Origin of the sequence: [Clostridium] innocuum (genome assembly GCA_012317185.1) — a bacterium.
GTDB lineage: Bacteria > Bacillota_I > Bacilli_A > Erysipelotrichales > Erysipelotrichaceae > Clostridium_AQ > Clostridium_AQ innocuum.
This window is the reverse complement of record CP048838.1, coordinates 927,646-953,878: the sequence shown is the minus strand read 5'-3', so window position 1 is coordinate 953,878 and position 26,233 is coordinate 927,646. Positions and strand designations below refer to the sequence as shown.

The window sequence follows — 26,233 nt, the reverse complement described above, 5'->3', positions numbered from 1 at the left end:
AAAATTGCTTGATATGTGGTATGATTACAAAAAAGCAGTAGGGGGATTTTTAATATGACTTCTGATGAAAAGCAAAAAATATGTGAAAATATTTTTCTATATATAACTACAGAATTAGACGATTGGATGGATACTCAAATTTTTACAAGGACATCAATGAAGGAATTGGGAGAACTATATTATAGTCATGTACTCAATGAGGTTGAAAATGCAGATACTGATTTATTAAACGCAGTAATAAGAGCTATAAAGCCAAGTGATATAGAATGTACAATGCAGGAGGATTATTACATGGCATTGTGCAAAATACTTCACCTGAAAAGATTGCCATTTGAAGTATGGACGGATGTTACAAAAGAATATGATGAAATATTTGTCCAGAAGTATAGTGTAATAATACAAAAATACCGTGCTGAAGTGAACAGAATAGATGCAGAACTTAATCAAACGAAAGCAGATTCTGATAAAATAAAAAACTCAAAACCAAGCTATTCATTAATGAGAGATATTTCTACTGATGAACAAAAACTATATGAGCTTTATTTAAAGTGTAATTCTTTGAGAACTCGAAAAGAAATGCTAATGTTTATCATAGATTATGTATCTTCAAAATTGTCGGATTTTTGTGATATGCAAGATGCTCAAAGTGTTGAAATGGCTAAACAACAGGAAACATTGAAATTAAGCAAAGAAGGCACTTATGATGCAAAATTTTTGTTTTCGCCATATCGAGATTATGTAGATATAGCAGATGATGATTTAGACAGACCGTATGCGCTATTTTTCAAAGTTAAAATATACTTTATTATAGAGAAAGCACGAAAACAATATCACCATTCCTGTTATACAAAATCAAGTAGTGAAGCTATAGAAGAATATACAGAATATATAGAGCAAATCCCCAAAATAGATGATTTACATGCACACAAAAACAGTGATCTTGAGAGCTATAATATGGATTTAGATAAGTTGATTTGTGACTATAAACTATTAGAAGAACTAAAAGATATGCTGCAGTCAAGTGTATGCCTTCGAGGAAGAAAGAATATTTTGCTAAAATCAGTAGAATTATATGAACGCGGCGAATACGAAGTTTTAAATAACATTTTACCCATACAAATAGAAGGTGTGTTTGCGGATTATTTACATGATACAACAACATTTTTGCGCTTTTCTAAAATGGATATTTACCCTAATGCAGTATTGAAAGATAAAATCAGGCATCTGCAAGAAGTTAAGAGCGATATGTATCCAGAAGCAATTGAATATTTTATGTATTATTTTAACAATATGATTCGTAATAGAGTTGCTCACGGAAGATATAAAGGAAATCACGAACGACAGACTCAAGATGAGATTTTTGCAAAAGAACTGATATTGGATATGGCAATGTTGGTGCATATGTTGTCCCGTAAAAGCGAAACGGAAAAAATGTATCGTTTTATTCATGGATATAAAAAACACTATGAACGAATCATACACACACCAAATGAGCATAAGTGTTTTGGAGCATTATTTAACGATATGATTGGAAATAAAACAGTTGCAGACTATGATACTCTTGATACATATAGACCCATTCAAGTATCATACTGGTTAGTAAATCCATACTACGAAAAAATATATGAACAAATAGATGATAAAGAAGATTTATTAGAATTAAGGAATGAGTTTCTATGTAAAGAATTTTGGGAGTATGTACTTGAGAGACTTAATGACATCATTAACGAAGGATATGACCATTTAGGAATAAATATGGAGTTTTTATCAGTAGTTAATGGTTTGTTTAGGTGTAATGTTACTCCAGAGGTTAAACAAACTTTAGGTGGAGTAAATGCAGCGTTACAAAAAATAAAAAACTTACAACAACAATAGCATATCGTCTTACATAGCCGAGAGGTTTTCATTACGAAAATCCCTCGGCTTTTTCTATTTCAGGAGGTGATTGTATTGAATGAGAAGTAACAGACCCTATGTACAGCTTGACCCTGCCGTGATCGAGCAGGCACGGCAGATGGACTTGCTTTCCTACTTGCAGAGGTATGAACCAGACAATCTGAAGCATGTGGCGAGGAATGTTTACTGTACCAGAGAACACGACAGTCTGAAGATTTCCAATGGTAAATGGTACTGGTGGTCAAGAGGTTTTGGCGGTGTTTCAGCTCTCGACTATCTGATCAAAGTCAAGGAATACAGCTTTGTAGAAGCCGTGGAAGCTCTGGCAGGTATTACCGCAAGCTGGAGTCCGCCGCCTGTTTCTGCACCCAAAGAGGAACCCAAGGTGCTTCTTCTGCCACCCAGGAATAAAGACTGTGACCGAGTGATCCAGTATCTTTTCGGGCGCGGCATTGACTTTCAGATTATTCAGGAGTGCATTGCAGACGGTACGATTTATGAAAGTGCCAGGTATCACAACGTTGTTTTTATCGGCAAGGATGAAAGCGGAACCCCTAAGTATGCTGCCTATCGTGGAACGATGGCCAGTTCCTTTAAGGGTGATGCATCGGGAAGTGATAAGCGGTATTCCTTCCGCCTTCTGGCAAGAGAGCCTTGCCAGTCGGTGCATCTGTTTGAAGCAGCCATTGATTTACTCTCCTATGCTACCCTGCTTAAATGTGAAGGTAAGGACTACAAAAAAGAAAATCTGCTTTCTCTTTCGGGCGTGTATCAGCCAAAGAAAGAGATAAAGGACAGCAAAATCCCCATTGCCCTTTCCACCTTTTTGAAGGCAAATCCACAAGTAAAGACCATTTTTCTGCATCTGGACAATGACAAAACAGGCAGGCTTTGTACTGCCGCCTTAAAAGAATTGTTGCAGAAAAACTACCAGATCGTTGATGATCCACCGCCTGTCGGTAAGGATTTCAACGATTTTTTATTGTCCTATTTAGGAATTGCAAGGCCGAATCGGAACCATGAAAGGAGGGATGCCCGTTGATTGTCCACTGATTTTTAGCAGGAAAAACCACGGCATTGAAATCAAATTGAAGAAAGAAAGCGAGGAAAATTCATTGAAAAAATTTAAGGTTACTCTGACTGGACACTATCAAAAGACCATTTCCGTTTATGCGGAAACCCCGGAACAGGCAAAAGAAAAGACAGAAACCATCCTGTTTGACACTGACCTGATCGACTTTTCGGATGAGGATTTCATTGGCGGTGAAGCTGCCATCACCGTAGACCGGGAGGACGGTCTTGAAGAATCTGTCGAGGAAGAAACGGATGAGGACGACTGCTGTTTGGGTTGCCCGTACTTCTGTTCCGTTTGCGGAGAATGTGTGTATGAGGACGAGTGCGAGGAGTGATGTCTTACCAAGCACTGAATTTGGTTATCCAGATAGCTTCTGGATGCCAAATTCGCTTGTTAGGGGGCAGCCCCTAATACCCCGGCAGAAGAAAGGAGTTTAAGAATGAGTGAATTTATTGCGTTTACCCTGGGCGGAATTTTCGGCGTTGTACTGATGTGCTGCCTGCAGATCAATCGGCTCTACGCCAGAAAGGATGTGGAAAATGAGAAACCGAAGCGTACAGATCCTGTTTCGTCTGAATGAGGAAGAAGCACAGCATCTCTATGAGCTTGTAAAAAAATCCGGCCGCTCCAAAGAAGCGTTCCTGCGGGAAATGGTCAAGGGCTACCGACTTTGTGAAAAGCCCGATCCTGAATTTTATAAAATCATGCGGGAACTGTCTGCCATCGGCAACCGTATCAACCAGCTTGCTGCAAAAGCCAATGCCCTGGGATTTGTAGACGCCCCCATGCTTTCACAGGAAGCAAAGAAGTGGCATGAGTTTCAGGTGGATGTCCGAAAAAAATATCTGCTTCCTCAAAGGCAATCAGGATAATGGCAGTCTGTGAGATCTGGGATGTACGGGGCAGGCTTGACCATCCGATTGACTATGCCGAAAACCCGGAAAAGACTGCCAATCCCAATTACTCGGAAACAGAACTTCAGGCTTTGGTGGATGTGATGGAATATGCGACCAATCAGGATAAGACGGAGCAGCGTTTTTTTGTTACAGGTGTCAACTGTGATCCTGCTTCTGCCAGAGAGGAAATGATGATCGCCAAAGCACAGTGGAATGATGAAAGTGAGATCATCTGCTATCACGGGTTCCAGAGTTTTAAATCGGGAGAGGTCACGCCCAAACAGGCACACGAAATCGGAGTCAGGCTTGCACAGCGGATGTGGGGCGACAGGTTTCAGGTAATCGTTGCTACCCATCTGAATACGGACTGCCTTCACAATCACTTTGTTGTGAACTCGGTTTCTTTTATGGACGGGAAACATTACCACGATAACAAAGCCAATCTTCGACTGCTTCGCCAGCGCTCCGATGAGCTGTGTCGGGAATATGCCCTTTCGGTCATAGAACATCCAAGCGGCAGAAAGAAACCCTATGCGCTTTATCAGGCGGAAAAGAATGGGATGCCTACACGGGACAACGTGGCAAGGCAGGCGGTGGATGAAGCGATCAGCAAGTCCTTTACCCTGAAAGACTTTGACCGTCAGATGGCGGAAATGGGATACCATGTCCGGTTTGATCCGAACCGGAAATACTGGACGATCATGGGGAAAGGCTGGAAGCGCCCCAAGCGGCTTTATAAACTGGGAGATGATTATACCAACGAGAGGATCATGGAGCGCATCCGGGAGAACTCCTATGCAGTGAAATTTTCCCGGTTTGCCGGGCCACAAAAACCAATCCCGGTGTACCGCCTGAAAGGCACTCTGAAAGGAGCAAAGAAAATCGGCGGGCTGCGGGGGCTGTATCTGCATTACTGTTACAGGCTTGGTATTCTTCCGAAAAACAGAAAACAGAATTATGCAAGGCTTCATTATCTTTTAAAGGATGACCTGATGAAGATGGAAGCCATATCGCAGGAAACAAGGCTGCTTTGCCGGAATCGCATTGATACGGTAGAGCAGCTTTGTTCTTATAAGGAATCTTTGGAAACGGAAATGGCTGACCTGCTTCAAAAGCGCAAGGGGCTTTATTCCCAATCCCGCAAGATGAGCGGTGAAGAAAAGGAAGCGATACAGTCACAGCTTTCCGATCTTTCCAAACGATTGCGAGTGATCCGAAAGGAGGTGAAACTGTGCGAGGGGATCGAGGCCCGTAACGATACCCTCAAGGAAAAGCTGAAAACCATACGGGCAGATGAAGAACAGCAAAGAAAGGAGCTGATGATGAATGAACACAAGCGGCGAAGCGGCAGAACAGATCGTCCGAATGAGCTTGGAGGGATTTGAAGTCGCCGCCAGGATTACCGGAGCCGGAGCGAAAAACATTGCCATCCTCTTGTATTCCATTCTCAAAGAAGAAAAGAAAACCAAAGGTAAGGCAAGACTCACCAACATGCTGCGCTCTGGAAAGGAACTGAAAGTCTTTACCGTCAAGAATGGTGATTTAAAGAAGTTCACACAGGAAGCCAAGAAATACGGTGTCCTCTACTGTGTGCTTGCTGACCGAAAAAACAAAGATCCCAATGCCGAGGTGGATGTGATCGCCCGTGCGGAGGATGCATCTAAGATCAGCCGTATTGCGGAGCGCTTCAAACTGGCATCCGAAAGCACGGCGTCTATTGTGACGGAAACAGAAAAGTCCAAAGATACGAAGGACGGCCAGCCGGAGCCAGACATCGGAGTACAGGAAAAGGCAGAGAAAGATAAACTTCTTGACGCACTGATGGGTGCGCCGGTTCAGAAGGAGGAACATGCCCCGGAAAACCCCTCTGTGGCAAAGACCGAAAAATCCCCTCAGTCCGAGCCTATCTTAGAGCAGCCAAAGAAATCCGCAGAGGGGGCTACTATGACTAAGGAAAAACCTTCTGTCAGAGAGGAACTGCGGAAAATCAAAGAGAGCCGTAAGGAGCAGGAAGCGGAGGCTTCCCCTTCCCTGGACAAAAGCTCTGCTTCTGACAGAGCCAAGAAACCGCCAGCAGGAAAAACAGAGCATAAACAGCCGCCAAGGCGGAAAAAGAAACCAAAATCCAAAGAAACGAGGTAAATGATGATGAGTATTTATGATGTATTTAACGGCGGCAGCAAACCGTTTGATAAAGCACAGTGGGCTGCCCAGAAGCAGGAACAGCGTAAGGAAGCCTATGAGCTGATCGACAGTACCTGTGCGGAAATGATGACAAACGGCGACAGTTTCCGCCAGTACCTGGATGTACAGAGTCGTTTTGACCGTTACTCGGTTGCCAATGCCATTTTGGTATCTGCCCAGAAACCCGATGCAGTGCAGCTGAAAGATTACAGCACATGGAAGCAGAATCGGATCTATGTCAACAAGGATGCACACAAGATCGTCATTCTTGAACCGGGGAAGGAATATACCCGTGAGGATGGTTCAAAGGCAGTCGGCTATAATGCAAAGGTTGTCTATGACATTTCCGAAACCTCTGCGGCAGGAAAAGTGCAGGCACCGGAGAGAAAAAACATGCGGGAGCTTGTTTCTGCCCTGATCGATGCAAGCCCGGTTCCCTTTGTTCCGGTTGGCGATCTGGAAATGCCTGCCTACTACGACAGTAAGCAGCAGACGATTTTTATTAAGACCGGCCTTTCCGAAGAACAGCTTTTTGTGAGCATGGCAAAGGAAGTTTCTGCAGCGGTCTTTGACTTCAAACACAATGAAAGCCGTGACGCTTCCGATTTCAAATCCTTCTGTGTCGCCTATATGGTCAGTGAGCGCTATGGCGTAGATACCAGAGGGTTCAGTTTTGACCGGCTTCCGGGTGAATTTTCGGAAATGGATACGCAGGTGTTCAAAGGCGAGCTTAACTCCATGCGTGATGTTCTGGGAGAAATCCAGAGTGACATGTTTAAGAGCCTGGAAAAGAGCAGACCGCCTAAGAATAAGGAACAGGAACGCTAATCGGAGGTAGGGCCTATGAAAGAAGAACGATACCATATCGCACTGGATAGGTACGACAGGAATATCGTGATCAATGCCTTAAATACCTTGCGGACACGGCAGATACAGGAGGAACGCCCCACTGAGCCTGTGGATGAGCTGATCGACAAGGTAGCCAATGCCCCGACAAAGAAAGTCAGGGTGCTTCCCTGTAAGTGTCATGAGGAACGATAACGACCAGAAAATGAGCATCATCCTTTCTGTCTGCGGGATTGTTCCCGTCGTATGGTTTGCCCTGCTGACAGCACCCTATGTCAGTGGAGGCATGGTAGAGATCGTCAATGGATTACCTGTGGCGATGCGCCACCCTTTTGCAATCAGGATGTGTGAGGACAGCTTAAAAACGGTCCTTCTTTTTTTGCTTGCTTATGCAATGGGGATTGGCATTTATTTCTCTACCCGCAGGAACTACCGCAGACGGGAGGAGCATGGCTCGGCAAAATGGGGCAACACCGGGACTTTGAATAAGAAGTACCGGGATAAAGATCCGTCCGCAAATAAGCTGCTGACACAGAATGTCCGTATTGGTCTGGATGGCAGAAAACACCGCAGAAACCTGAACATTTTAGTATGCGGCGGTTCCGGCGCAGGAAAAACAAGATTTTTCTGTAAGCCCAATGCCATGCAGTGCAATACCTCTTTCGTGATCCTCGATCCGAAAGGAGAAATTGTCCGTGACATTGGCGGTCTGTTGGAAAAGAAAGGCTATGAAGTGCGAGTCCTTGATCTGATCAATATGCACCGAAGCCATTGTTACAATCCCTTTGTTTATCTTAGGAATGACAACGATGTACAAAGGCTGGTGACCAATCTTTTTAAGGCAACCACGCCCAAAGGCGCACAGTCGCAAGACCCCTTCTGGGATACAGCGGCCAGTATGCTGCTTCTGGCACTGGTGTTTTATCTGAAATACGAAGCGCCGCCTGATGAACAGAACTTCCCAATGGTCATGGAGCTTTTACGGGCTGGTGAAGTTCGGGAGGATGATGATAGCTATGTCAGTCCTCTGGATGAACTGTTTGACCGGTTGGAATTGGATAACCCGGAGCATATCGCCCTGAAGTATTACAGGGATTATCACTCCGGTTCGGCTAAGACCTTAAAGAGCATCCAGATCACCCTTGCCGCAAGGCTTGAAAAATTCAATCTGGAGAGCCTTGCCGGTTTGACAGCTACGGATGAGCTTGATCTGCCCTCTTTAGGCGAAAAGAAAGTTGCTTTGTTCGCTCTGATACCAGACAACGATACGAGTTTTAACTTTCTTGTCAGTATCCTTTATACGCAGCTTTTCCAGCAGCTCTTTTATCTTGCCGACCACAAGTACGGAGGCAGCCTGCCTGTCCACTGCCATTTCATCATGGACGAGTTTGCCAACGTGAGCCTGCCGGATGATTTTGACAAGATTCTTTCTGTGATGCGCTCCCGTGGCGTATCCGTCAGCATCATTCTTCAGAATCTGGCACAGCTTAAGGCACTCTTTGAAAAGCAATGGGAAAGCATTGTGGGCAACTGTGATGAATTTCTGTATCTGGGCGGCAACGAACAGAGTACCCACAAATATGTGTCCGAGCTTTTAGGGAAGGAAACCATTGATACGAACACCTATGGAAAAAGCTCCGGGCGCAGCGGAAACTATTCGACCAACTATCAGATTTCAGGACGTGAACTGATGACCCCGGATGAGGTGCGGATGCTGGATAACCGTTATGCACTGCTGTTTATCCGTGGGGAGCGTCCGGTTATGGATCTTAAGTACGACATCCTGAAGCACCCGAATGTGAAGCTGACGGTGGATGGCGGCCAGCCGCCGTATATCCACGGAGAGCCGACACAGGCTGTCGCTACACTCATGTTTGACAGTGAAATTCCAGAGAATGCCGTAAGCATTGCATCTGTCAACACAACTTATGAACTTCTGTCCGATGAGGATTTGGAAGAAATGTTTAACATCTAAAGGAGGATTTATCTATGAAATTTTTTAACAAGAAGGATACCAAGAAGAAAGAAACCGTGAAGCTGCCGATGAGCAGAAAGACCAAAAGAGCCTTGGTGGCATATGCAGGTGCAGTGCTTTGTATGACCTGTTTTACCACGACGGCATTTGCCGCCAACGATCCCATTACCGTAGTCAACAATCTCTCCGACTTCATTTTCGGACTGGTCAGGGCTGTTGGTATGATCATGCTCGGCTTTGGTATCGTACAGATCGGCCTTTCTCTGAAATCCCATGACCCTTCCCAGAGAGCGAATGGATTCCTGACACTTGCGGGCGGTGTAGTCATTACCTTTGCAAAGGAGATCCTTACCCTGATTACAGGCTAAGATAACGGGCGAAACAAGGCAGTGGGAGCAGATCTGCTGCGGCAGAAATGCTCCCACTGTCTGTTTTATGACAAGAAAGGTGGTTGAATCTATCGAGAATATAAAAAAATATGGCATCATTTACGCCGATCCGCCGTGGCACTACAACCAGAAAAATCTTTCTGGAGCAGCAGAACATCATTACCGCACCATGAGTATCGAAGAAATCTGTAAGCTGAAAGTTGCAGAAGTAGCCGATCAACATTGTGTCCTGTTTTTATGGGCGACATTTCCTCAATTACCCGAAGCCTTAAAGGTAATAAAAGCATGGGGCTTTCAATATAAAACAGTTGCATTTGTTTGGCTAAAACAGAACAAAAGTGGAAAAGGATGGTTCTTCGGTCTTGGATTTTGGACAAGAGGAAATGCGGAAATCTGCCTGCTCGCCACAAAAGGAAAACCTCACAGACAATCAAACCGTATCCATCAGTTTATTATCAGCCCTTTGCGTGAGCATAGTCAGAAACCGGATGAAGTCCGAGAGAAAATCGTTGCGCTGATGGGCGACCTGCCGCGATTGGAATTGTTTGCCCGCCAAAAAACAGATGGTTGGGATGTGTGGGGCAACGAGGTTGTAAGTGATGTTGAAATCAGCAGTTATGCAGAGAAAACAGGAGGTGGTTTATGTGTCTGATAACTGGGTCGTACAGAATCTTGAAAATGCCCTGAACACATGGAATGAAAAGTTAGCCGAGATATGGCAGCTTATTACCCAGTCACCGGAGCAGTTCAAAGGCGGTACGATATGGTCTGTTATCCTGAATATCCACGGCGCACTGCAGGCAATCGGGCTTGCCCTGCTGGTGCTGTTCTTTGTCGTTGGTGTCATGCGTACCTGCGGCAATTTTGCAGAAGTCAAAAAGCCGGAACATGCTTTGAAGCTGTTTATCCGTTTCGCCCTTGCAAAAGGAGTCGTCACCTATGGCTTAGAGCTGATGATGGCTCTCTTTAACATCGTTCAGGGTGTGGTTTCCACGATTATGAATGCCGCTGGATTTGGCTCTGCCACACAAACGGTACTGCCGCAGGAAATCGTCACAGCCGTTGAGGACTGTGGCTTTTTTGAGAGTATTCCCCTCTGGGCAGTCACATTGATCGGCGGTCTGTTCATTACGATACTGTCGTTCATTATGATTATGTCTGTCTATGGCAGATTTTTTAAACTGTATCTCTATACGGCGATTGCTCCCATCCCTCTTTCCACTTTTGCAGGGGAACCGAGTCAGAGTATTGGCAAGAGCTTTATCAAAAGCTATGCCGCTGTCTGCCTGGAAGGAGCGATCATTGTGCTTGCCTGCATCATCTTTTCCCTGTTTGCAGCGGCGCCACCGGCAGTCAACCCGGATGCGGCAGCAGTATCTATGGTATGGAGCTACATCGGGGAACTGGTATTTAATATGCTCGTCTTAGTCGGTGCGATCAAAATGGCTGACCGTGTTGTACGGGAAATGATGGGCTTATAAAGGAGGTATCCATTTGGAAGTAAAGATCAATAAAGAAATCCGTAACTATACGGAAAGCATGTTTTTTGGACTGTCATTAAGGCAGTTCATTTTTTCTGTCCTTGCCTGCGGTGTTGCGGTAGGCTTGTATTTTCTTCTCCGTCCGTACTTTGGCATGGAAACCCTTAGCTGGGTATGTATTTTAGGGGCCTTGCCCTTTGCGGCGATGGGCTTTATCAAATATAACGGCATGACCGCAGAACAGTTTGTCTGGGCATGGTTTAAATCCGAATTTCTGATGCCCAAGAAACTGATGTTCCGGCCAGACAATCTTTATTACGAAGCCATGAAGTCCAACATCGAAGCCAGAGAAAAAGGACTTCCTGTCGTTCCTAAGAAACAGAGACGAAAAGAGCGAAAGGAGAAAAAACAGGATAAGAAGAAAACGAAAAAGAATAAAGGAGGCGCAGCATGATCAAAACACTGAGAACCCTGTTCAAGCAGGATAAGGAAAAATTTGTGGTGCCAAAGTCGGTACAGAATATCATCCCCATTTACACCATCTGGGAAGATGGCATTTTCCTTGTGGGCAGGAATAAATACGCAAAGACCTTTAAATTTGAGGACATCAATTATGCCGTGGCCAGCCGTGAGGACAAGGAAGCTATGTTTCTGGAATACTCTGAACTGCTCAATGCTTTTGACAGCGGCGCTACCACAAAACTCACCATCAACAACCGCCGTCTGAACCGGGTGGATTTTGAGCAGACCATCCTGATCCCCATGGCGGAGGACGGTCTGGATAAGTACCGTAAGGAGTACAACAAGATGCTGCTGGATAAGGCAACGGGAGCAAACTCTATTGTGCAGGACAAATATGTGACCATTTCTGTGTGCAAGAAAAATATCGAAGAAGCACGGAACTATTTTGCCCGTGTGGGTGCCGACCTTGTCACTCATTTTTCCCGCCTGGGCGCACGATGCGTAGAACTGGAAGCGGAAGAAAAACTCCGTATCTTCCACGACTTCTACCGTACCGGAGAAGAAACCGCCTTTACCTTTGATATGGTACAGAGTATGCGCAAAGGCCATGATTTTAAGGACTTCATCTGCCCGGACACCTTTGAGTTTGAAAAGGACTGCTTCCGTATGGGCGACCGATACGGGCGTGTGATCTTCCTGAGAGAATACGCTGCTTATATCAAAGACAGCATGGTAGCGGAGCTTTGTGAGCTGAACCGAAACATGATGCTGTCCATTGATGTTGTCCCGGTTCCCACGGATGAAGCCGTGCGGGAAGTGGAAAACCGACTGCTCGGTGTTGAAACCAATATTACGAACTGGCAGAGAAAACAGAATCAAAATAATAACTTCTCCGCAGTTGTTCCTTATGACCTTGAGCAGCAGCGCAAGGAAAGTAAGGAATTTCTGGACGACCTGACAACCCGTGACCAGCGGATGATGTTTGCGGTGCTGACACTGGTGCATACTGCTGAAACCAAAGAGCAGCTGGACAGCGACACGGAAGCCCTGCTGACCACTGCAAGAAAGCATTTGTGTCAGTTTGCGGTGCTGAAATATCAGCAGATGGACGGACTGAACACGGCGCTGCCGTTTGGTGTGCGTAAGATCGATGCCCTGCGCACGCTGACAACGGAAAGCCTTGCCGTATTTATCCCGTTCCGGGTGCAGGAGATCTACCACAAGGACGGTGTATATTACGGGCAGAATGTGATCAGCAAGAACATGATTATTGCCAACCGCCGCCACCTGCTCAACGGAAACTCCTTTATTCTCGGTGTGTCTGGTGCCGGTAAATCCTTTACGGCAAAAGAAGAAATGACCAATATCATCCTCACAGACCCCAATGCGGATGTTATTATTATCGACCCTGAACGGGAATATTCTCCACTGGTAAAAGCCATGCAGGGCGAAGTCATCCACATTTCTGCGACCAGTGAAAACCACATCAATGCAATGGATATGAACTCCGATTATGGTGACGGCGCAAACCCGGTCATTCTGAAATCGGAGTTTATTTTGTCTCTCTGTGAACAGCTCATTGGCGGTGCAAGTCTGGGGGCAAAACAGAAATCCATTATCGACCGCTGTACGGCCAGTGTTTACCGCCACTATCAGCAGGGAAATTATCAGGGTGTCCCGCCTACTTTACAGGACTTCCGTGAAGAACTGCTCAAACAGAATGAGCCGGAGGCACAGGAAATCGCCCTTGCCATTGAGTTGTTTACCGATGGCAGCCTGAACACCTTTGCCAAGAACACCAATGTGGATACCCACAGCCGTCTGATCTGCTATGACATTCTGGATCTGGGCAAACAGTTACAGCCGATCGGTATGCTGGTTGTTCTGGACAGTATTCTAAACCGCATTACGCAGAACAGAGCCAAAGGCAGGAACACGTTCATTTTCATTGATGAAATCTATCTGCTGTTCCAGCATGAATACTCAGCAAACTTCCTCTTTACCCTCTGGAAGCGTGTGCGTAAATATGGTGCGTACTGTACCGGTATCACACAGAATGTGGATGACCTTTTGCAGAGCCATACCGCAAGGACAATGCTTGCCAACTCTGAATTTATCATCATGCTCAATCAGGCGTCTACGGACAGAATCGAGCTTGCCAAACTTTTGAATATCTCTGACCTTCAGATGGGCTATATCACCAATGTAGGCGCAGGCCAGGGACTTTTAAAGGTAGGCAGTTCCCTTGTACCGTTTGTCAACAAATTCCCGCATAATACGGAACTGTATAAACTGATGACGACCAAGTTCGGAGAGGTTTAAGAAAGGAGAAGTTATGTCAGAGATACGCTTTAACGGAACAGCTCACAGAGATTTTTTCCTTGAAAACATGAACAAGTGCAGAGTCAACGACTGCTATCACCGGGCATTTTTCTATGTCATGGGGATTGCTTCAGAAACCAGGGCAAATATCAACCAGATGTTTGACTTTAAGAATGACTGTATCGAGCCGGATGGGATGCACGGCGGATGGCAGACAAGCGGAACTGTTAGGGTCTGCCGCCTTGCCTTTAACCTCTGGAACGGTTACACCGATATGGACAGCCCTCAGTCTTTTACACCGGAAGATCTGTTCTGCTGTGAATTTGCCCCCTACTTCATGGAGGGCATCAAGGTCAGGTATCCCGAATATTGCAGGGATCTTCCTGCATCCAGAAAACAAAATGAACGGTTACGCTAAGAAAGGAGAAGCCCATGAAAAAGTATCAATCTATAATCTGCCTGGTTGCCGCCGTGTGCCTTTTAGGTACGGCGGCATTTTCTATTTACCACATCTATGATCACTATGAACAGCTGGACGAACAGACGGAAGTATTTGACGAGATTGCGGAAGTGGTGGCACAGGCTCCCGATGAAGAACCGGTTCCTGATGATGTCCCCGTCAGCGAAGGCCAAGATGTCCTGTCCAAGTACAAGGAGCTGTATTTGCAGAATGAAGATATGGTGGGCTGGATTTCCATTTCCGGCACGTCTATTAACTACCCTGTTATGCAGACGAAGGATGAACCGAATTACTATCTCAAACACAACTTTGAGAAGCAGTACAGTGATTTAGGTACTCCGTATATTCAGGAAAACTGTGATTTGCTTACCAGTGACAATCTCATCATTTACGGACACCACATCAGCGGAAACCGCATGTTTGGAGCTTTGGAGGATTATAAATCCAAGAGCTTTTATGAGGAACACAAAACCATTCAGTTTGATACCCTGACAGAGCAGGCAGAGTATGAGATCGTTGCTGTATTTAAGACGGTCGCTTACAGCTCCAGCGGTTACCGCTATTATTATTTTGTGAATGCCGAGAATGAGGAAGAATTTGATGCCTATATCAAAACGTGTAAAGAGCTTGCCCTATACGATACGGGTGTTACCGCAGACTATGGCGACAGGCTGATTACCCTTTCTACCTGTGAGTATTCGGCTACAAATGGCAGGCTTGTTGTGGTAGCAAAAAGGACTGCATGAGTAAGGTACAGCTTCTAAGAAAGGAGGGCTTCTATGGCAGATATTAAAACCAGGGATGCAGTCAAAGGTACGATTAAGACCATAGATAAAGCCGCCGTTGCTTCAGAGCGTATGAAAGCTGCCTATGCAAAGACAAAGGAGAAAGCGGAAGAAGGATATTACGCCAACGAAGGTTCTGCTACGGAATATGCTGCGGATAAGATCTCCTATGCTTCTGACCGGGTAAAAGATGAGGGTATCCACCAGTTCAATAAGCAAGGGCAAAAAGGCGTTAAGACCACCAAAGAAACTGTCGTTAAGGCAAAGGACAAAATGGCTGATTTTAAGCAGAAGCGGGCTGCCAAAGCTGCTGAACAGAGGTCAGCAAGGAATGTGTCTGGACAGAACGGCTTGCAGATCCATCGTGGAACTGCAGGCCGTTCTCCTGTTTCGGATGCTTCTGTCCAGACCATAAAAACATCAACAGATACCAAAAGAACGATTAAGCAGTCTGCCAGAAGTGCAGGAAAAACCGTCAAGACAGCGGCAAAAGGCTCTGTAAAAACAACCGAAAGAAGCGTAAAAACAGCACAGGTGACTTCCAAAGCGGCCATTAAGACCACACAGCAGGCTACCAAAACCGCACAGGCAGCGGCAAAGGCTTCTGCCAAAACCGCACAGAAAGCAGCGCAGGCGGCAAGAGCATCCGCAAAGGCATCTGCAGCGGCGGCTAAAACAACCGTCAAAGCCACCATAGCGGCTGTCAAAGCGATCATTGCAGGAACAAAAGCATTGATAGCAGCGATTGTTGCAGGCGGCTGGATCGCAATAGTGATTATTCTGATCGTGGTATTGCTTGGTTGTGCGATCTCCCTGTTTGGCGGCGGCAGTGAAAGCACTTCTTATACTCCGGTCAGTGCCGAGGTAGAAGCTTATGAACCGCTGATCCAGAAATATGCTAAGCAGCATGGGATTCCTGAATATGTAGAGCTTATCAAGGCGGTCATGATGCAGGAGTCTGGAGGACGGGGAAATGACCCCATGCAGGCATCGGAATGTGGGTATAACACACAGTACCCAAATACACCAAATGGCATTACAGACCCGGAATATTCCATCAATGTCGGCATCCAGAATTTAGCTGCCTGTCTGAATGCGGCACAAGTGGAAAATCCCGTGGACATGGATCGGATCAAACTGGCCCTGCAGGGATATAACTTTGGAAATGGCTATATCACATGGGCGCAGACCAATTATGGCGGCTACACTTATGCCAATGCGGTTGAATTTTCCACGATACAGGCAGAGCGATTGGGATGGGACAGCTATGGCGATACCCAGTATGTTTCTCATGTACTGCGCTATTATCCTTTCGGACGGGCATTTACCGGCGGTGGAAATCAGGCGATTGTAGAAGTTGCTCTGACGCAGCTTGGCAATGAAGGTGGTCAGCCCTACTGGTCTTGGTATGGCTTCAACAGCCGGGTGGAATGGTGTGCCTGCTTTGTTTCGTGGTGTGCAGAACAATGCGGCTATATCGAAGGTGGTTTTATTCCGAAGTTTGCAGGATGCGTCAGCGGTGCAAACTGGTTTAAAGAACGGAACCAATGGCAGGACAGAAACTATGAGCCTACGGCGGGAGATATTATTTTCTTCGATTGGGAAGGCGATGGTTCAACCGACCATGTAGGTATTGTAGAGAAATGCGAAAACGGAGTTGTCTACACCGTAGAAGGAAATTCCGGCGATGCGGTAAAACAAAGACAATATACCGTTGGAAGCAGCTCCATCTATGGATACGGTGTTCCAGCCTATTAAAAATCAGCAAAAGAAAACCAGAGGATTTTTATTCCTCTGGCTCTTTTGCCATACATAACCCGTTTACAGTTGCTTCTATGACAGACAGTTCTCTATCATTGAGTTTGTCGAGCTGTGCGTCTAAGCGTCTGCGGACGGAACTTTTCTTAACTTCTTTTTCAGGAAATATGTATTCATCAACAGACACATCAAACGTGGTAATCAGCTGAATAAACAGCTCAATACTGGGATGTTGTCCCTCGTTCTCAATGGACTGAATATGTCGTGGAGCATATCCAATAATCCCGGCAAGCTGCTCCCTGGTCATTCCTCTGGCTTCACGGGCTTTTTTGATCGCCTGTCCAATGGGCATAAAATCAAAGTCAAAATCGTTGTTTCTTTCGTCCATAAGCTCACCACCTTGTAGCAATATAATGTTACTTTTATATTGTACAGAGGTCAGAGTTCTTATGAAACGATGTGAAATTTCCTGCAATAAGAGATTTTATATCTTATATATAGAGATAAAATTTCAGATTCTCAATGTTCTTTTTCATGAATTAAAGTGATTTCTTTTCCGAACAAAATCCCTAGCATTTTTCATCTGTTGATTTTAACCATCTAATAAAAATATGATGTTTAATTTAAAATTTTTCTAACATTTTAGAGCATCTATATTCTAATGGATTCATTTGAAACCGTTATCGAAACACTTCTGCAAATTTACCTTGTTTAGTATATCCAACCTGTGATGCAATTTCTAAAATAAGCATTTTGGAAATGAAAAGATGTTATTTTACTAATTTTCGATATTCTCTCGGAAGTAACCCAGTTATACGGTGAAATTGTTTTGCAAAGCTCTCTGGACGTTCATACCCTACTGCTTGTGCTATTTCAGCAATGCTTAATTCTGTAACAATCAGCAGGTGCTGTGCCTGGTCAATTCTTTTGCGAATAATATAGTCTGTTATATTACAGCCAAAATACTCTTTGAATTTGGTTTTGAGTTTTGTGTTCCCCATATAAGCAATTTTGCAAAGCTGATCTACAGAAATGGAAAATTCAAAATGATGGTCAATATAATCTGCGACAGCTTGTAAGTTTTCCTCATCTTTCTTAGTAATGGGAATTTTCTGGCTTTGTTTTTGATTCTGCTGTGCTCGTTCAAGTATTAAGGCAAGTGTTTCTAAAACTTTGCCTTCATAAAAGAGTTTCGCAGATGCACCATTACCAGAATACGACTGAATCTGTTTCAGCAGCGCAACGAGCTGAGGAAAATCCACACCGAGGCTCAACCCCTTGAACGCGTTACGTGGATCGATGTATTCTCCGCCTAATTTTTCTTTTAAGTAGTTGTTATAAAAATCCGGCATGATACTAATACTTATCGAACGAATAGGAATATTTTTGTGATATACCGCCTGAAACGTCTTTCCGTTTCCCCCAACATACACTCTTAAGCTGTTTGGTGATAACTGGCGATAAGGATGAAATTCCTCTCCAGACACCGAAAAGAAATACTGGACAGATATAAAATCGGGTTCTGGAGACTCCAAAAAGAACTCATCATAAAAAAAGAAATCCTGCTTCTCTATCACAAACATATCTTCATAAAAATAATACCAAAAGTAGCCTTCACCTCTCTCTGATGAAAGCGCATAACAATATTGATTTTCCTCAATGATAGAGCGTTCATGGTCTAAAATGAAGCCGCCATCAGGTAACATTTGTTCATAAAGTTTTTTAACATCATTCAATGCAATCACCTCGAAAAAATACGCCGATTCGTCGAAAGAATACGGCTTAAAGTCTTTGATTTGTAAAATCTATTGTTCGTTTTTAGAGCCAAATATATAATGTAAATGGGTTAGTAGTGTCTAACCCATTGTATCACACCTAGGTGTTTTGTGCAATAAAGAGGAAAGGAGGGCCGAACGCGATGTCTTTTAAAGCATCTAAACCAGATGCACGGATTTTGATTTTGCAAATTGTTATCGCCAGTATTTTAGAGTTTGGCTTTCACAGCATATACGCCATAATTGCATTGTTTTTTGTAATTGATTCTTTGCTTTCCTATTGGTATGGGATAAAAGTTTTTGTAAAACGATTTCTTATATACGTAATAATGTGGGGAATGATTTGGGGATTTACAACAATAAACATCCCAATTCTATCTATAATCTTCCCGCCGTTTTTGATGATGATGATTAAAGTATATCCCATTTATCTGCTTCTCAGGCTGCTGGTAGATAAAGCTCCAATGAATGAACTGTTATATGTTTTGGATCGGATTCACATTTCAAAATCTCTTTCTATTCCGTTAATGATTGTGTACCGATATGTTCCAACAATTATTCAGGAAATTCATTATATTAACGAGAGTTTAAAAATAAGAGGGTTGAATCTTTCTTTCTCAAATTTAAAGTGTTTAATAAGAACATTGGAAAATTACATGGTTCCTTTACTTTTCCGAAGTGAAAAAATTTCAGAAGAACTTTCTGCTGCTTCTTTGTGCAAAGGGCTGAGTATAGGAAGGAAACGAACATGCTGTACAGATGTTCGTTTTACAAAAGAAGATTATCTGTATCTATCAGGTATGACAGTTGTTACCGTCGCATTGTTCTTTTTAAATTTCTTGACTTAATATTGGAGGTGACTGCGACATGGAAAAAGCAAAAGAAAAAATCTCGTTTGATAGGTTTAGTTTTACTTACAATGAAAGCGAGCGCTTTGGAGTATATGATATCAATCTTACGGTACATGAAGGAGAATTCATTGTATTGACCGGCCCAAGCGGATGCGGAAAAACAACTTTAACCAGATGTATAAATGGTCTAATTCCAGATTTTTTTGAAGGAAAGTTGAGTGGAAAGTGTCAGGTATGCGGCATGGATATTTCTGAACACGAAACCGGAGACTACTCTGCTTTTGTAGGAAGTGTTTTTCAAGATCCTCGTTCTCAGTTTTTTACCCTCCACGTAAAGACGGAATTACCGTTTCCTAGTGAAAATTTAGGTATCTCAACGCAGGAAATTCAAAACAGAGTAAATAGAACGGTGAAAGGACTACATATCGAAAACCTCTTAAAAAAGAGTATTTTCCAGCTTTCCAGTGGAGAAAAACAAAAAGTTGCGGTAGCCTCTGTCTATACCGCCGGAGTAAATGTATATGTGCTTGACGAACCTTCCGCAAATCTCGACTGGGCTGGCACGGAACAGCTACGACAGCTTCTTAAGAAGCTAAAGGAACAAGGATGTACGATTGTTGTATCGGAACACAAATTATATTATTTACGGAACCTGGCAGATCGTATGGTGATTCTTCAAAATGGAAGGATTCAAAAAATACTTGATAGCAGTGAGATTATCCATTGTTCCAATGATTGCCTTACTGCAAATGGCCTGCGACAACTTGATTTAAAACAGATAGAACCGTCTTCCGGTACTGTTTCCAAAACAGATCATGCCCCGGTATCTATTCGGGCTGAAAATTTATCCTTTAAATATCCGCGGGAGCAGCCTTTGTGGAGCAATGTTTCCTTTTCTGCTGTAAGTGGAGATATTGTCGGTATAGTCGGAAAAAATGGAACAGGTAAATCTACGTTGATTCGAGTCCTCATGGGTCTTGAAAAACCGCAGAGCGGAAAAATCAATTTGTGTGGCAGATATGCCTCACGACAACAGAGAAGAAAAAAATCCTTTTATGTTATGCAGGATGTAGATTATCAGTTTTTTGCAGGAAGTGTTTTGGAAGAAATGCTTTCCGGGCATGAAAAAGAATTGGATGCACCGAAAAAAGCAAAAGAAATTCTTAAAAGTTTTAGCCTGGGAATTTATGCAGATGCTCATCCATCAACACTTTCCGGTGGGCAAAAACAACGATTGTCAATCGCATTATCCTGTATGTGTGACATGCCTTTTTTATATTTTGATGAACCTACCAGCGGGCTTGATGCAGAAAATATGCAACTTGTGCGGGAAACAATTAAAGCGCAGGCCGAAAAGGGATGCGTGGCATTTATTATCACTCATGACTATGAGTTTGCTGCCTCACTGTTTTCTTCCCTTCTTATTGTTCAGGACGATCATTCCATAAATTGGATTAGGCCGGATCAATATCACCCATCTATCTTATCAAAATTATTTGAATTGGAGGAATTTTAATATGGCTAATAAACCCAAAGAAAGTAAAAAAATTCGTGACCTTATCCGTATAGGCATATTTACCGCCCTGTGGATTGCAGTGGGCTGGATAATTGCGTGTACGATTGGTTTTTTCCCACCAATCTTAGTAATACTTCCTTGTATACTTGCTGTTGCAGGATCGGTAATCTATGTCGTATTGCTTTCTAAAATGAATACTCGAGGTGGAATTTTTATTCCGTCTTTTATCTTTGGTCTCTGCTTATTTACAATGGTTCCCTACGGGATGTTGTTTATTTGCACATCTATCGGAGGTCTTCTTGGAGAAATTATTTATGATACAGCAGGCAAAAAAAGCACTAAAGCGAAAGCAGCTGGAATCTCTCTGCCCATGGTTGGTTTGGCATTAGGAGAATATATTCCTCTTTGTTACATGAAAGAAGCCTTCAAAGAACTTTATGAGGGAAGTTTCACAAGCGACGTTGGAATGAAGGCTATTGAACTGCTTAGTACACCACTTGCTATTGTTCTTACTGTCATGACTTTGATCTGTGCAATACTCGGTTACTTATGGGGAAGAAAGATTGTTGTAAAACGGCTGGATAATCAAGGAGGAAGGACAAATGGAAAAAACACAAAATAAAAAAAGTGGAATTCCACGTCTTTTGGAGCTTGCCGGTGAGAAAAAAAGCTTACTGGTTTGGGGGTGTATTCTTTCAACTTTAAGTGTGTTTTTTCAGATAATTCCTTTTTGGGCGGTATACAACATTATGGCAGAGCTGCTTCAAAATGCAGCTGATTTTTCTAAAGCTGATACGAGTTTTATGTTGTCATGGGCCGTAAAAGGAATTCTTGGCCTACTGCTTGCCTATGCTTTTATGTATTTTGGAGGTATGTTGGGTCATACAGCAGCCTATCGCACCCTTTATGGAATCCGTGTGCGGTTATCAAATCATATCAGTGAACTTCCATTGGGATGGTTTAATAGAAATGCTATCGGCAAAGTAAAACAGATTGCCGAACAGGATGTAGAACAAATTGAAAAGTTCATCGCTCATCAATTACCGGATATGGTGAATACAATCGTTCTGTTGCTTGTTATGGTAGTTATTATGTTTGGGCTTAATCCATGGCTGGCATTAGCCTGTATCATTCCTATTATTATAGGATTTACTGCACAGTTTTCCATGATGTTTGGGAAGAAAGCCCAAGAAGGTCTGAGTGAATATTATGACGCCTTGGAAAATATCAGTACATCCTCGGTACAGTATGTGCGCGGTATGCCGTCCATTAAAATCTTTGGACAAACGGTTCATTCTTTTCGGAAGTTTTATCAGGACATTATGAGTTACCGGGATTTCAGCACAAAATATGCAGATAACTATGAGCCTACTTACTGCCTGTTCAGAGTTTTAGTTTTATCCCTTGCGACATTTATTTTTGCCATCGGGATATTCCTTTTCTCAGGCGATCCGCAAAATATGGCTTTTGCCATTACCCTTTTATTCTTTTTGATTTTTGCTCCTGGTATTTCCACTCCAGTATTCAAGTTTAATAGCTTTGGTTCCAGCATGAATAATATTACAGAAGGTGTCAGGCGAATTGATGAAATCATGAGTGAAATCCCAATCCAAGAGCCAACAGATGGGAAAAAACCGCAGGGATATGAGATTACCTTTGAACACGTATCTTTTTCCTATGAGGGAAAAGATAGTGCTCTGGTATTGAAAGATGTGAGCTTTCGTGCAGAGCAGGGCCAGATTACCGCTCTTGTGGGGCCATCCGGCTCTGGCAAATCCACGATTGCACAGCTTATTCCACGCTTTTGGGACGTTGGTACTGGACAAATCAAAATTGGCGGTGTGGATATTCGAGATATGAAAACGGAAGACTTAATGGCAAGTATGTCTTTTGTTTTTCAGGATTCCTTCTTGTTTTCTGATACCCTTTACAACAATATCGCCATAGGAAAACCTGGAGCAACAAAAGAAGAAGTGTATACTGCGGCAAAAGCGGCACAATGTCATGAGTTTATAGAAAAGCTGCCGCAGGGATATGACACTTTAATTGGCGAGGGCGGTGTCTATTTATCGGGAGGCGAGGAACAACGTGTTTCTGTGGCAAGAGCAATCTTGAAAAATGCTCCGATCCTGATTCTTGATGAAGCTACCGCCTATGCTGATCCAGAAAACGAGTTTCAAATGCAGTTGGCTCTGCAGGAACTCATCAAAAATAAAACAGTGCTGATTATAGCTCATCGCCTTATTACGATCAAGAACGCGAATAAGATACTGGTTATAAAAAACGGACAGATCGAAAATGCAGGGGCGCACGAATTTCTTTTGCAGAATAGTGAAACGTATTCTGCCATGTGGAAAGCCTATACCGTTTCATCCGACTGGCAGATTACAGCGAAAAAGGAGGTGACACATCTGTGAAAAAAGCAGGTTCTCTTTATTGTATTACCGCAGGAAATCCGAAAAAAGTTATAAAGCCCGTGGTGTGGACAGTGTTGGCTGATTTGGTCAATCTATTTCCATTTGGATTACTTACCTTGGCTGTAAGCAGTATTTATCTGTATTTCGGTGGGACATCAGATAATATAGACGTTCGCATCCTTTGGATGGTTTGGGGTGGCATGGCAGTTTTTGCAATCGTCCTTTATTTCTTTGAGCGAAAGGCTGTCCACGCAACCTATCACGATGGCTATGATGCCAGTGCCAAAGGACGGGTACAACTTGCAGAACATATTCGCAAGCTTCCACTTGGTTTCTTAATGAGCAAAGATTCAGGTGAGATGGGAAATACAATGATGAATGACTTTGCACAGATCGAAGAAGCCGTAACCCATGTTTTACCTCAATTGATTGGCGGTTTAATTACCGCAATTCTTGGATTTATTGGTATGTCATTCGTTGACTGGAGATTGGCGTTAGCGATGTTTGCAGGATTTCCTGTGACTTTCTTGATTATCTGGGGTGTACAAACGATTGATAAACGCCGCGGTGCGGCACATACGAAAGCAAGAATTGAACAGACAAACCGTTTGCAGGAATATCTCACTGGTATGAAAATAATTAAGGCATACAACCTGCGAGGTTCTAATTTCACAAAATTGGAGCAGGCATTCAAACACTTTACAGAAGAAAGTATTAAATTGGAATGCGTGTCCGGCCCTTTTTATTTAGTAGCTGTTTCTTTTTTGCAATCCGGTCTTTCCTTTATTACAATGGCAGGTGTTTATTTGTTAATGGGTGGGACATTGAATATTACTACGTTTGTTATGTTTCTATTTATTGGAACACGACTTTTTGATCCGTTGGTAGGTGCTATAACACAGCTTCCTGTTTTTGTTTATAAAAAAACTGCCGGACAACGTATTGTAGATTTAATGGATGAACCAATCATGTCCGGCGAAGGAGAGGTTCCAGTTCAGCACGATATTCAATTTGAGCATGTGAATTTTGGATATGGAAAAGATATGGTCTTGCATGATGTGAGTGCTTCTTTCCCATATGGCTCAATGACTGCCATTGTCGGGCCTTCTGGCAGTGGTAAAAGTACAATGCTCCGGCTGATTGCCCGGTTCTATGATCCGCAAAACGGTGTTGTCCGCTTTGGAGGTGTTGATGAAAAGACGGTTGACCCGGAAAAACTGATGTCTAAAATATCCGTGGTCTTTCAGGATGTGTACTTGTTCCAGGATACCATTGGAAACAACATCCGCTATGGCCGGGAAAATGCCACGCAGAAAGAAATTGAAGCAGCCGCAAAACTAGCTCATTGTCATGATTTCATCATGGCTCTGCCGGATGGCTATGACACAATGGTTGGCGAGGGCGGCTCCACGTTATCAGGTGGAGAGAAACAGCGAATTTCTATCGCCCGTGCAATTTTAAAAGATGCCCCTGTACTGCTATTGGATGAAGCAACGTCTTCCCTTGACCCAGAGAATGAAGTAGAGGTTCAGCAGGCTATCGAGGAACTCGTGAAAGATCGTACTGTGGTAATGATTGCCCATAAATTGAAAACGATTGCCCGCGCGGATCAGATCATTGTCTTGGATCAGGGTGAGGTAAAAGAAATAGGTACACATGAGGAATTGATGAATAATCATGGTCTATACCGACATTTGTGGGATATTCAGCTAACTACAGCCGGTTGGCAAATCAATTAGGAGAAATATTTATGAAACTTCATGCGTCCGGGGAGGACTATCTGGAGGCCATCCTTGTTCTCCAAAAGAAACTCGGTATGGTACGCTCCGTAGATGTTGCCCGGCACATGGAGGTGTCGAAGCCCAGCGTGTGCCATGCGGTGGCAACCCTGCGGGACGGCGGCTTTCTCACAATGGATGAAGATCACCTTCTCCATTTGACCGATGTGGGCCGCGAGGTTGCCGAAAAGATTTATGAACGTCATTGCTTCTTTACGGAACAGCTTATCGCAGCAGGTGTTGATCCTGAAACTGCAGAAGTCGATGCCTGCCGTATAGAACATGTAATCAGTAATGAAAGCTTTGAACGGTTGAAAAAGGCCGCCTTTAGAAATCAGGAAAGCGAGATTTCTGCCCTGTCAAAAGCGATAAAGGATAAGCCCATCGAATAAAAAAAACGGTGTTTCGGTGGGCGGATTCATCATGCCTGATTACACATCTTCCCTCTGAACCCGTTTTGGGTTTGGAGGGATTTTTTATGTGCTGGTCTGCTTCAGCCGCCCTGCTGCTTATCCAAAGCAGCAACTACCTACATAATTTCATACAGGAATGAGGATAGCCTCTCAAAAAAATCTTCTGCTGTTGGTGGCACTCTCACGCCCCTAATGTAGAAGTTTTAACTCTACAACATAGTTCTCATTTATCTCACTGCCGCAAAGGTTTAACAGCCTTTGCGGTTTTTTGTTTGTCGATATTTGTCGGCAAAAAGGACAAGCCTTCTTCCGGTATTGGCTGCCGTTCTCCGCCCTTTCCAATCTGAATGTTCAAACAAATCAGATTGGAGGTAAGGAAAATGGCATATAACCATGGAAAAGCAGAGCGCAAATGGAAGCTCTGGAAAGAGAAAGAAGAAAAGATTTTAAGAGACAGCGGTGTTTCTGAAGATATAATTGAAACAATCCGTCTCTATGACCGTCAGGCATTTAATTCAGACAGACGCTATTATGAGCGTGTGCAGGAGACAGGTACATATCTGGATACCGTAGCAGCATCCACAGATCAGGCAGAACCGAAAACAGTACAGGACTTCCTGGATCATATTGAAAATCAGGAATTGTATCATATACTGATCACAGTGGACAGGCTTACCCTGCAGATCGTTCTGATGAAGATCCAGGGGTATAGCACTCATGAAATCGCCAGGTATCTGAAGATTACCGAAAAGGCGGTTTACAGGCGCATGGACAGGCTGAAAGAAAAAGTGAAGAAGATCTTTGAGTAATTCATGATAATCACAAAGCAGGGTGTGATAACAAACTCCACCCTGCTTATCATTTTAGTTAGAAAAAATAAAACTTTTGTCAAAACCAGTATTTAAAAATTTTATCAGTAATAAAGTGCACAATGATGTTTGGATTGCTGTTTTT

General features: G+C 43.6%; 27 protein-coding genes. 25 read left to right on the top strand and 2 right to left on the bottom strand.

Features of this window, described 5'->3' with window-relative positions:
* Nucleotides 1-54 precede the first annotated feature (54 nt).
* The 18 genes from G4D54_04700 to G4D54_04615 all read left to right on the top strand — a co-directional run bounded on the left by G4D54_04700 (nt 55) and on the right by G4D54_04615 (nt 16,529).
* Complete coding sequence (locus G4D54_04700) at nt 55-1,875, top strand: hypothetical protein (GenBank protein ID QJA01772.1); 1,821 nt, start codon at nt 55-57, stop codon at nt 1,873-1,875.
* A gap of 79 nt (nt 1,876-1,954) precedes the next feature.
* Nucleotides 1,955-2,938, top strand: coding sequence for a DUF3991 domain-containing protein (locus tag G4D54_04695; protein QJA01771.1), 984 nt, complete (start codon nt 1,955-1,957; stop codon nt 2,936-2,938).
* Nucleotides 2,916-3,305 (top strand): hypothetical protein, encoded by a 390-nt coding sequence (locus G4D54_04690; protein QJA01770.1) that lies wholly within the window; start codon nt 2,916-2,918, stop codon nt 3,303-3,305. The genes G4D54_04695 and G4D54_04690 overlap by 23 nt, the downstream gene beginning before the upstream one ends.
* Before the next feature lie 105 nt (nt 3,306-3,410).
* The gene (locus G4D54_04685) at nt 3,411-3,551 is read left to right on the top strand and encodes a DUF3789 domain-containing protein (GenBank protein ID QJA01769.1); all 141 of its coding nucleotides are present in this window, start codon (nt 3,411-3,413) and stop codon (nt 3,549-3,551) included.
* A complete protein-coding gene (locus tag G4D54_04680; protein ID QJA01768.1) occupies nt 3,511-3,843 on the top strand; it encodes a ribbon-helix-helix protein, CopG family in 333 nt (110 codons plus the stop codon). Before G4D54_04685 ends, G4D54_04680 begins: the two co-directional genes overlap by 41 nt.
* Nucleotides 3,843-5,252 (top strand): relaxase/mobilization nuclease domain-containing protein, encoded by a 1,410-nt coding sequence (locus G4D54_04675; protein ID QJA01767.1) that lies wholly within the window; start codon nt 3,843-3,845, stop codon nt 5,250-5,252. Before G4D54_04680 ends, G4D54_04675 begins: the two co-directional genes overlap by 1 nt.
* Nucleotides 5,194-6,009 carry a PcfB family protein gene (locus tag G4D54_04670; GenBank protein QJA01766.1) on the top strand — a complete coding sequence of 272 codons (816 nt, stop codon included), beginning with the start codon at nt 5,194-5,196 and terminating at the stop codon, nt 6,007-6,009. Before G4D54_04675 ends, G4D54_04670 begins: the two co-directional genes overlap by 59 nt.
* Nucleotides 6,010-6,015: 6 nt before the next feature.
* Nucleotides 6,016-6,879 carry a hypothetical protein gene (locus G4D54_04665; protein ID QJA01765.1) on the top strand — a complete coding sequence of 288 codons (864 nt, stop codon included), beginning with the start codon at nt 6,016-6,018 and terminating at the stop codon, nt 6,877-6,879.
* A 15-nt stretch (nt 6,880-6,894) separates the two neighbouring features.
* Nucleotides 6,895-7,092 carry a hypothetical protein gene (locus tag G4D54_04660; GenBank protein ID QJA01764.1) on the top strand — a complete coding sequence of 66 codons (198 nt, stop codon included), beginning with the start codon at nt 6,895-6,897 and terminating at the stop codon, nt 7,090-7,092.
* Complete coding sequence (locus G4D54_04655) at nt 7,079-8,872, top strand: type IV secretory system conjugative DNA transfer family protein (protein QJA01763.1); 1,794 nt, start codon at nt 7,079-7,081, stop codon at nt 8,870-8,872. Before G4D54_04660 ends, G4D54_04655 begins: the two co-directional genes overlap by 14 nt.
* 14 nt (nt 8,873-8,886) lie before the next feature.
* The gene (locus G4D54_04650; protein ID QJA01762.1) at nt 8,887-9,240 is read left to right on the top strand and encodes a glutamyl-tRNA amidotransferase; all 354 of its coding nucleotides are present in this window, start codon (nt 8,887-8,889) and stop codon (nt 9,238-9,240) included.
* Nucleotides 9,241-9,340: 100 nt separating this feature from the next.
* Nucleotides 9,341-9,913, top strand: coding sequence for a DNA methyltransferase (locus tag G4D54_04645; protein QJA05151.1), 573 nt, complete (start codon nt 9,341-9,343; stop codon nt 9,911-9,913).
* Complete coding sequence (locus G4D54_04640; protein QJA01761.1) at nt 9,906-10,742, top strand: hypothetical protein; 837 nt, start codon at nt 9,906-9,908, stop codon at nt 10,740-10,742. Before G4D54_04645 ends, G4D54_04640 begins: the two co-directional genes overlap by 8 nt.
* A 13-nt stretch (nt 10,743-10,755) precedes the next feature.
* Nucleotides 10,756-11,196: a PrgI family protein gene (locus G4D54_04635; protein QJA01760.1), complete on the top strand. Its 441-nt coding sequence runs from the start codon at nt 10,756-10,758 to the stop codon at nt 11,194-11,196.
* Nucleotides 11,193-13,526 (top strand): DUF87 domain-containing protein, encoded by a 2,334-nt coding sequence (locus G4D54_04630; GenBank protein ID QJA01759.1) that lies wholly within the window; start codon nt 11,193-11,195, stop codon nt 13,524-13,526. The genes G4D54_04635 and G4D54_04630 overlap by 4 nt, the downstream gene beginning before the upstream one ends.
* A 13-nt stretch (nt 13,527-13,539) precedes the next feature.
* On the top strand, nt 13,540-13,944 hold the full coding sequence (locus G4D54_04625) for a hypothetical protein (GenBank protein ID QJA01758.1): 405 nt from the start codon (nt 13,540-13,542) through the stop codon (nt 13,942-13,944).
* A 14-nt stretch (nt 13,945-13,958) separates the two neighbouring features.
* Nucleotides 13,959-14,732 carry a class B sortase gene (gene srtB, locus G4D54_04620; GenBank protein ID QJA01757.1) on the top strand — a complete coding sequence of 258 codons (774 nt, stop codon included), beginning with the start codon at nt 13,959-13,961 and terminating at the stop codon, nt 14,730-14,732.
* Between the two features lie 33 nt (nt 14,733-14,765).
* Entirely contained in the window at nt 14,766-16,529 is a 1,764-nt protein-coding gene (locus tag G4D54_04615; GenBank protein ID QJA01756.1) for a CHAP domain-containing protein, read from the top strand.
* 28 nt (nt 16,530-16,557) lie between these two features.
* Here the strand turns inward: G4D54_04615 and G4D54_04610 are convergent, their stop codons facing one another.
* Both G4D54_04610 and G4D54_04605 read right to left on the bottom strand, forming a co-directional pair.
* Nucleotides 16,558-16,917 (bottom strand): helix-turn-helix domain-containing protein, encoded by a 360-nt coding sequence (locus G4D54_04610; protein ID QJA01755.1) that lies wholly within the window; start codon nt 16,915-16,917, stop codon nt 16,558-16,560.
* Nucleotides 16,918-17,299: 382 nt separating this feature from the next.
* On the bottom strand, nt 17,300-18,265 hold the full coding sequence (locus tag G4D54_04605; protein ID QJA01754.1) for a helix-turn-helix transcriptional regulator: 966 nt from the start codon (nt 18,263-18,265) through the stop codon (nt 17,300-17,302).
* A 182-nt stretch (nt 18,266-18,447) separates the two neighbouring features.
* Here G4D54_04605 and G4D54_04600 point away from each other — a divergent pair, with 182 nt between their 5' ends.
* The 7 genes from G4D54_04600 to G4D54_04570 all read left to right on the top strand — a co-directional run bounded on the left by G4D54_04600 (nt 18,448) and on the right by G4D54_04570 (nt 26,088).
* Nucleotides 18,448-19,152 (top strand): energy-coupling factor transporter transmembrane protein EcfT, encoded by a 705-nt coding sequence (locus tag G4D54_04600; protein ID QJA01753.1) that lies wholly within the window; start codon nt 18,448-18,450, stop codon nt 19,150-19,152.
* 19 nt (nt 19,153-19,171) lie between these two features.
* Complete coding sequence (locus G4D54_04595) at nt 19,172-20,671, top strand: ABC transporter ATP-binding protein (GenBank protein ID QJA01752.1); 1,500 nt, start codon at nt 19,172-19,174, stop codon at nt 20,669-20,671.
* A gap of 1 nt (nt 20,672) precedes the next feature.
* Nucleotides 20,673-21,293 (top strand): MptD family putative ECF transporter S component, encoded by a 621-nt coding sequence (locus G4D54_04590; protein QJA01751.1) that lies wholly within the window; start codon nt 20,673-20,675, stop codon nt 21,291-21,293.
* Nucleotides 21,274-23,088: an ABC transporter ATP-binding protein gene (locus G4D54_04585; protein ID QJA01750.1), complete on the top strand. Its 1,815-nt coding sequence runs from the start codon at nt 21,274-21,276 to the stop codon at nt 23,086-23,088. The genes G4D54_04590 and G4D54_04585 overlap by 20 nt, the downstream gene beginning before the upstream one ends.
* Nucleotides 23,085-24,827 (top strand): ABC transporter ATP-binding protein, encoded by a 1,743-nt coding sequence (locus G4D54_04580; GenBank protein ID QJA01749.1) that lies wholly within the window; start codon nt 23,085-23,087, stop codon nt 24,825-24,827. Before G4D54_04585 ends, G4D54_04580 begins: the two co-directional genes overlap by 4 nt.
* Before the next feature lie 11 nt (nt 24,828-24,838).
* Nucleotides 24,839-25,258 carry a metal-dependent transcriptional regulator gene (locus G4D54_04575; protein QJA01748.1) on the top strand — a complete coding sequence of 140 codons (420 nt, stop codon included), beginning with the start codon at nt 24,839-24,841 and terminating at the stop codon, nt 25,256-25,258.
* Nucleotides 25,259-25,659: 401 nt separating this feature from the next.
* Nucleotides 25,660-26,088: a sigma-70 family RNA polymerase sigma factor gene (locus G4D54_04570; protein ID QJA01747.1), complete on the top strand. Its 429-nt coding sequence runs from the start codon at nt 25,660-25,662 to the stop codon at nt 26,086-26,088.
* The last annotated feature ends 145 nt before the right edge of the window (nt 26,089-26,233 follow it).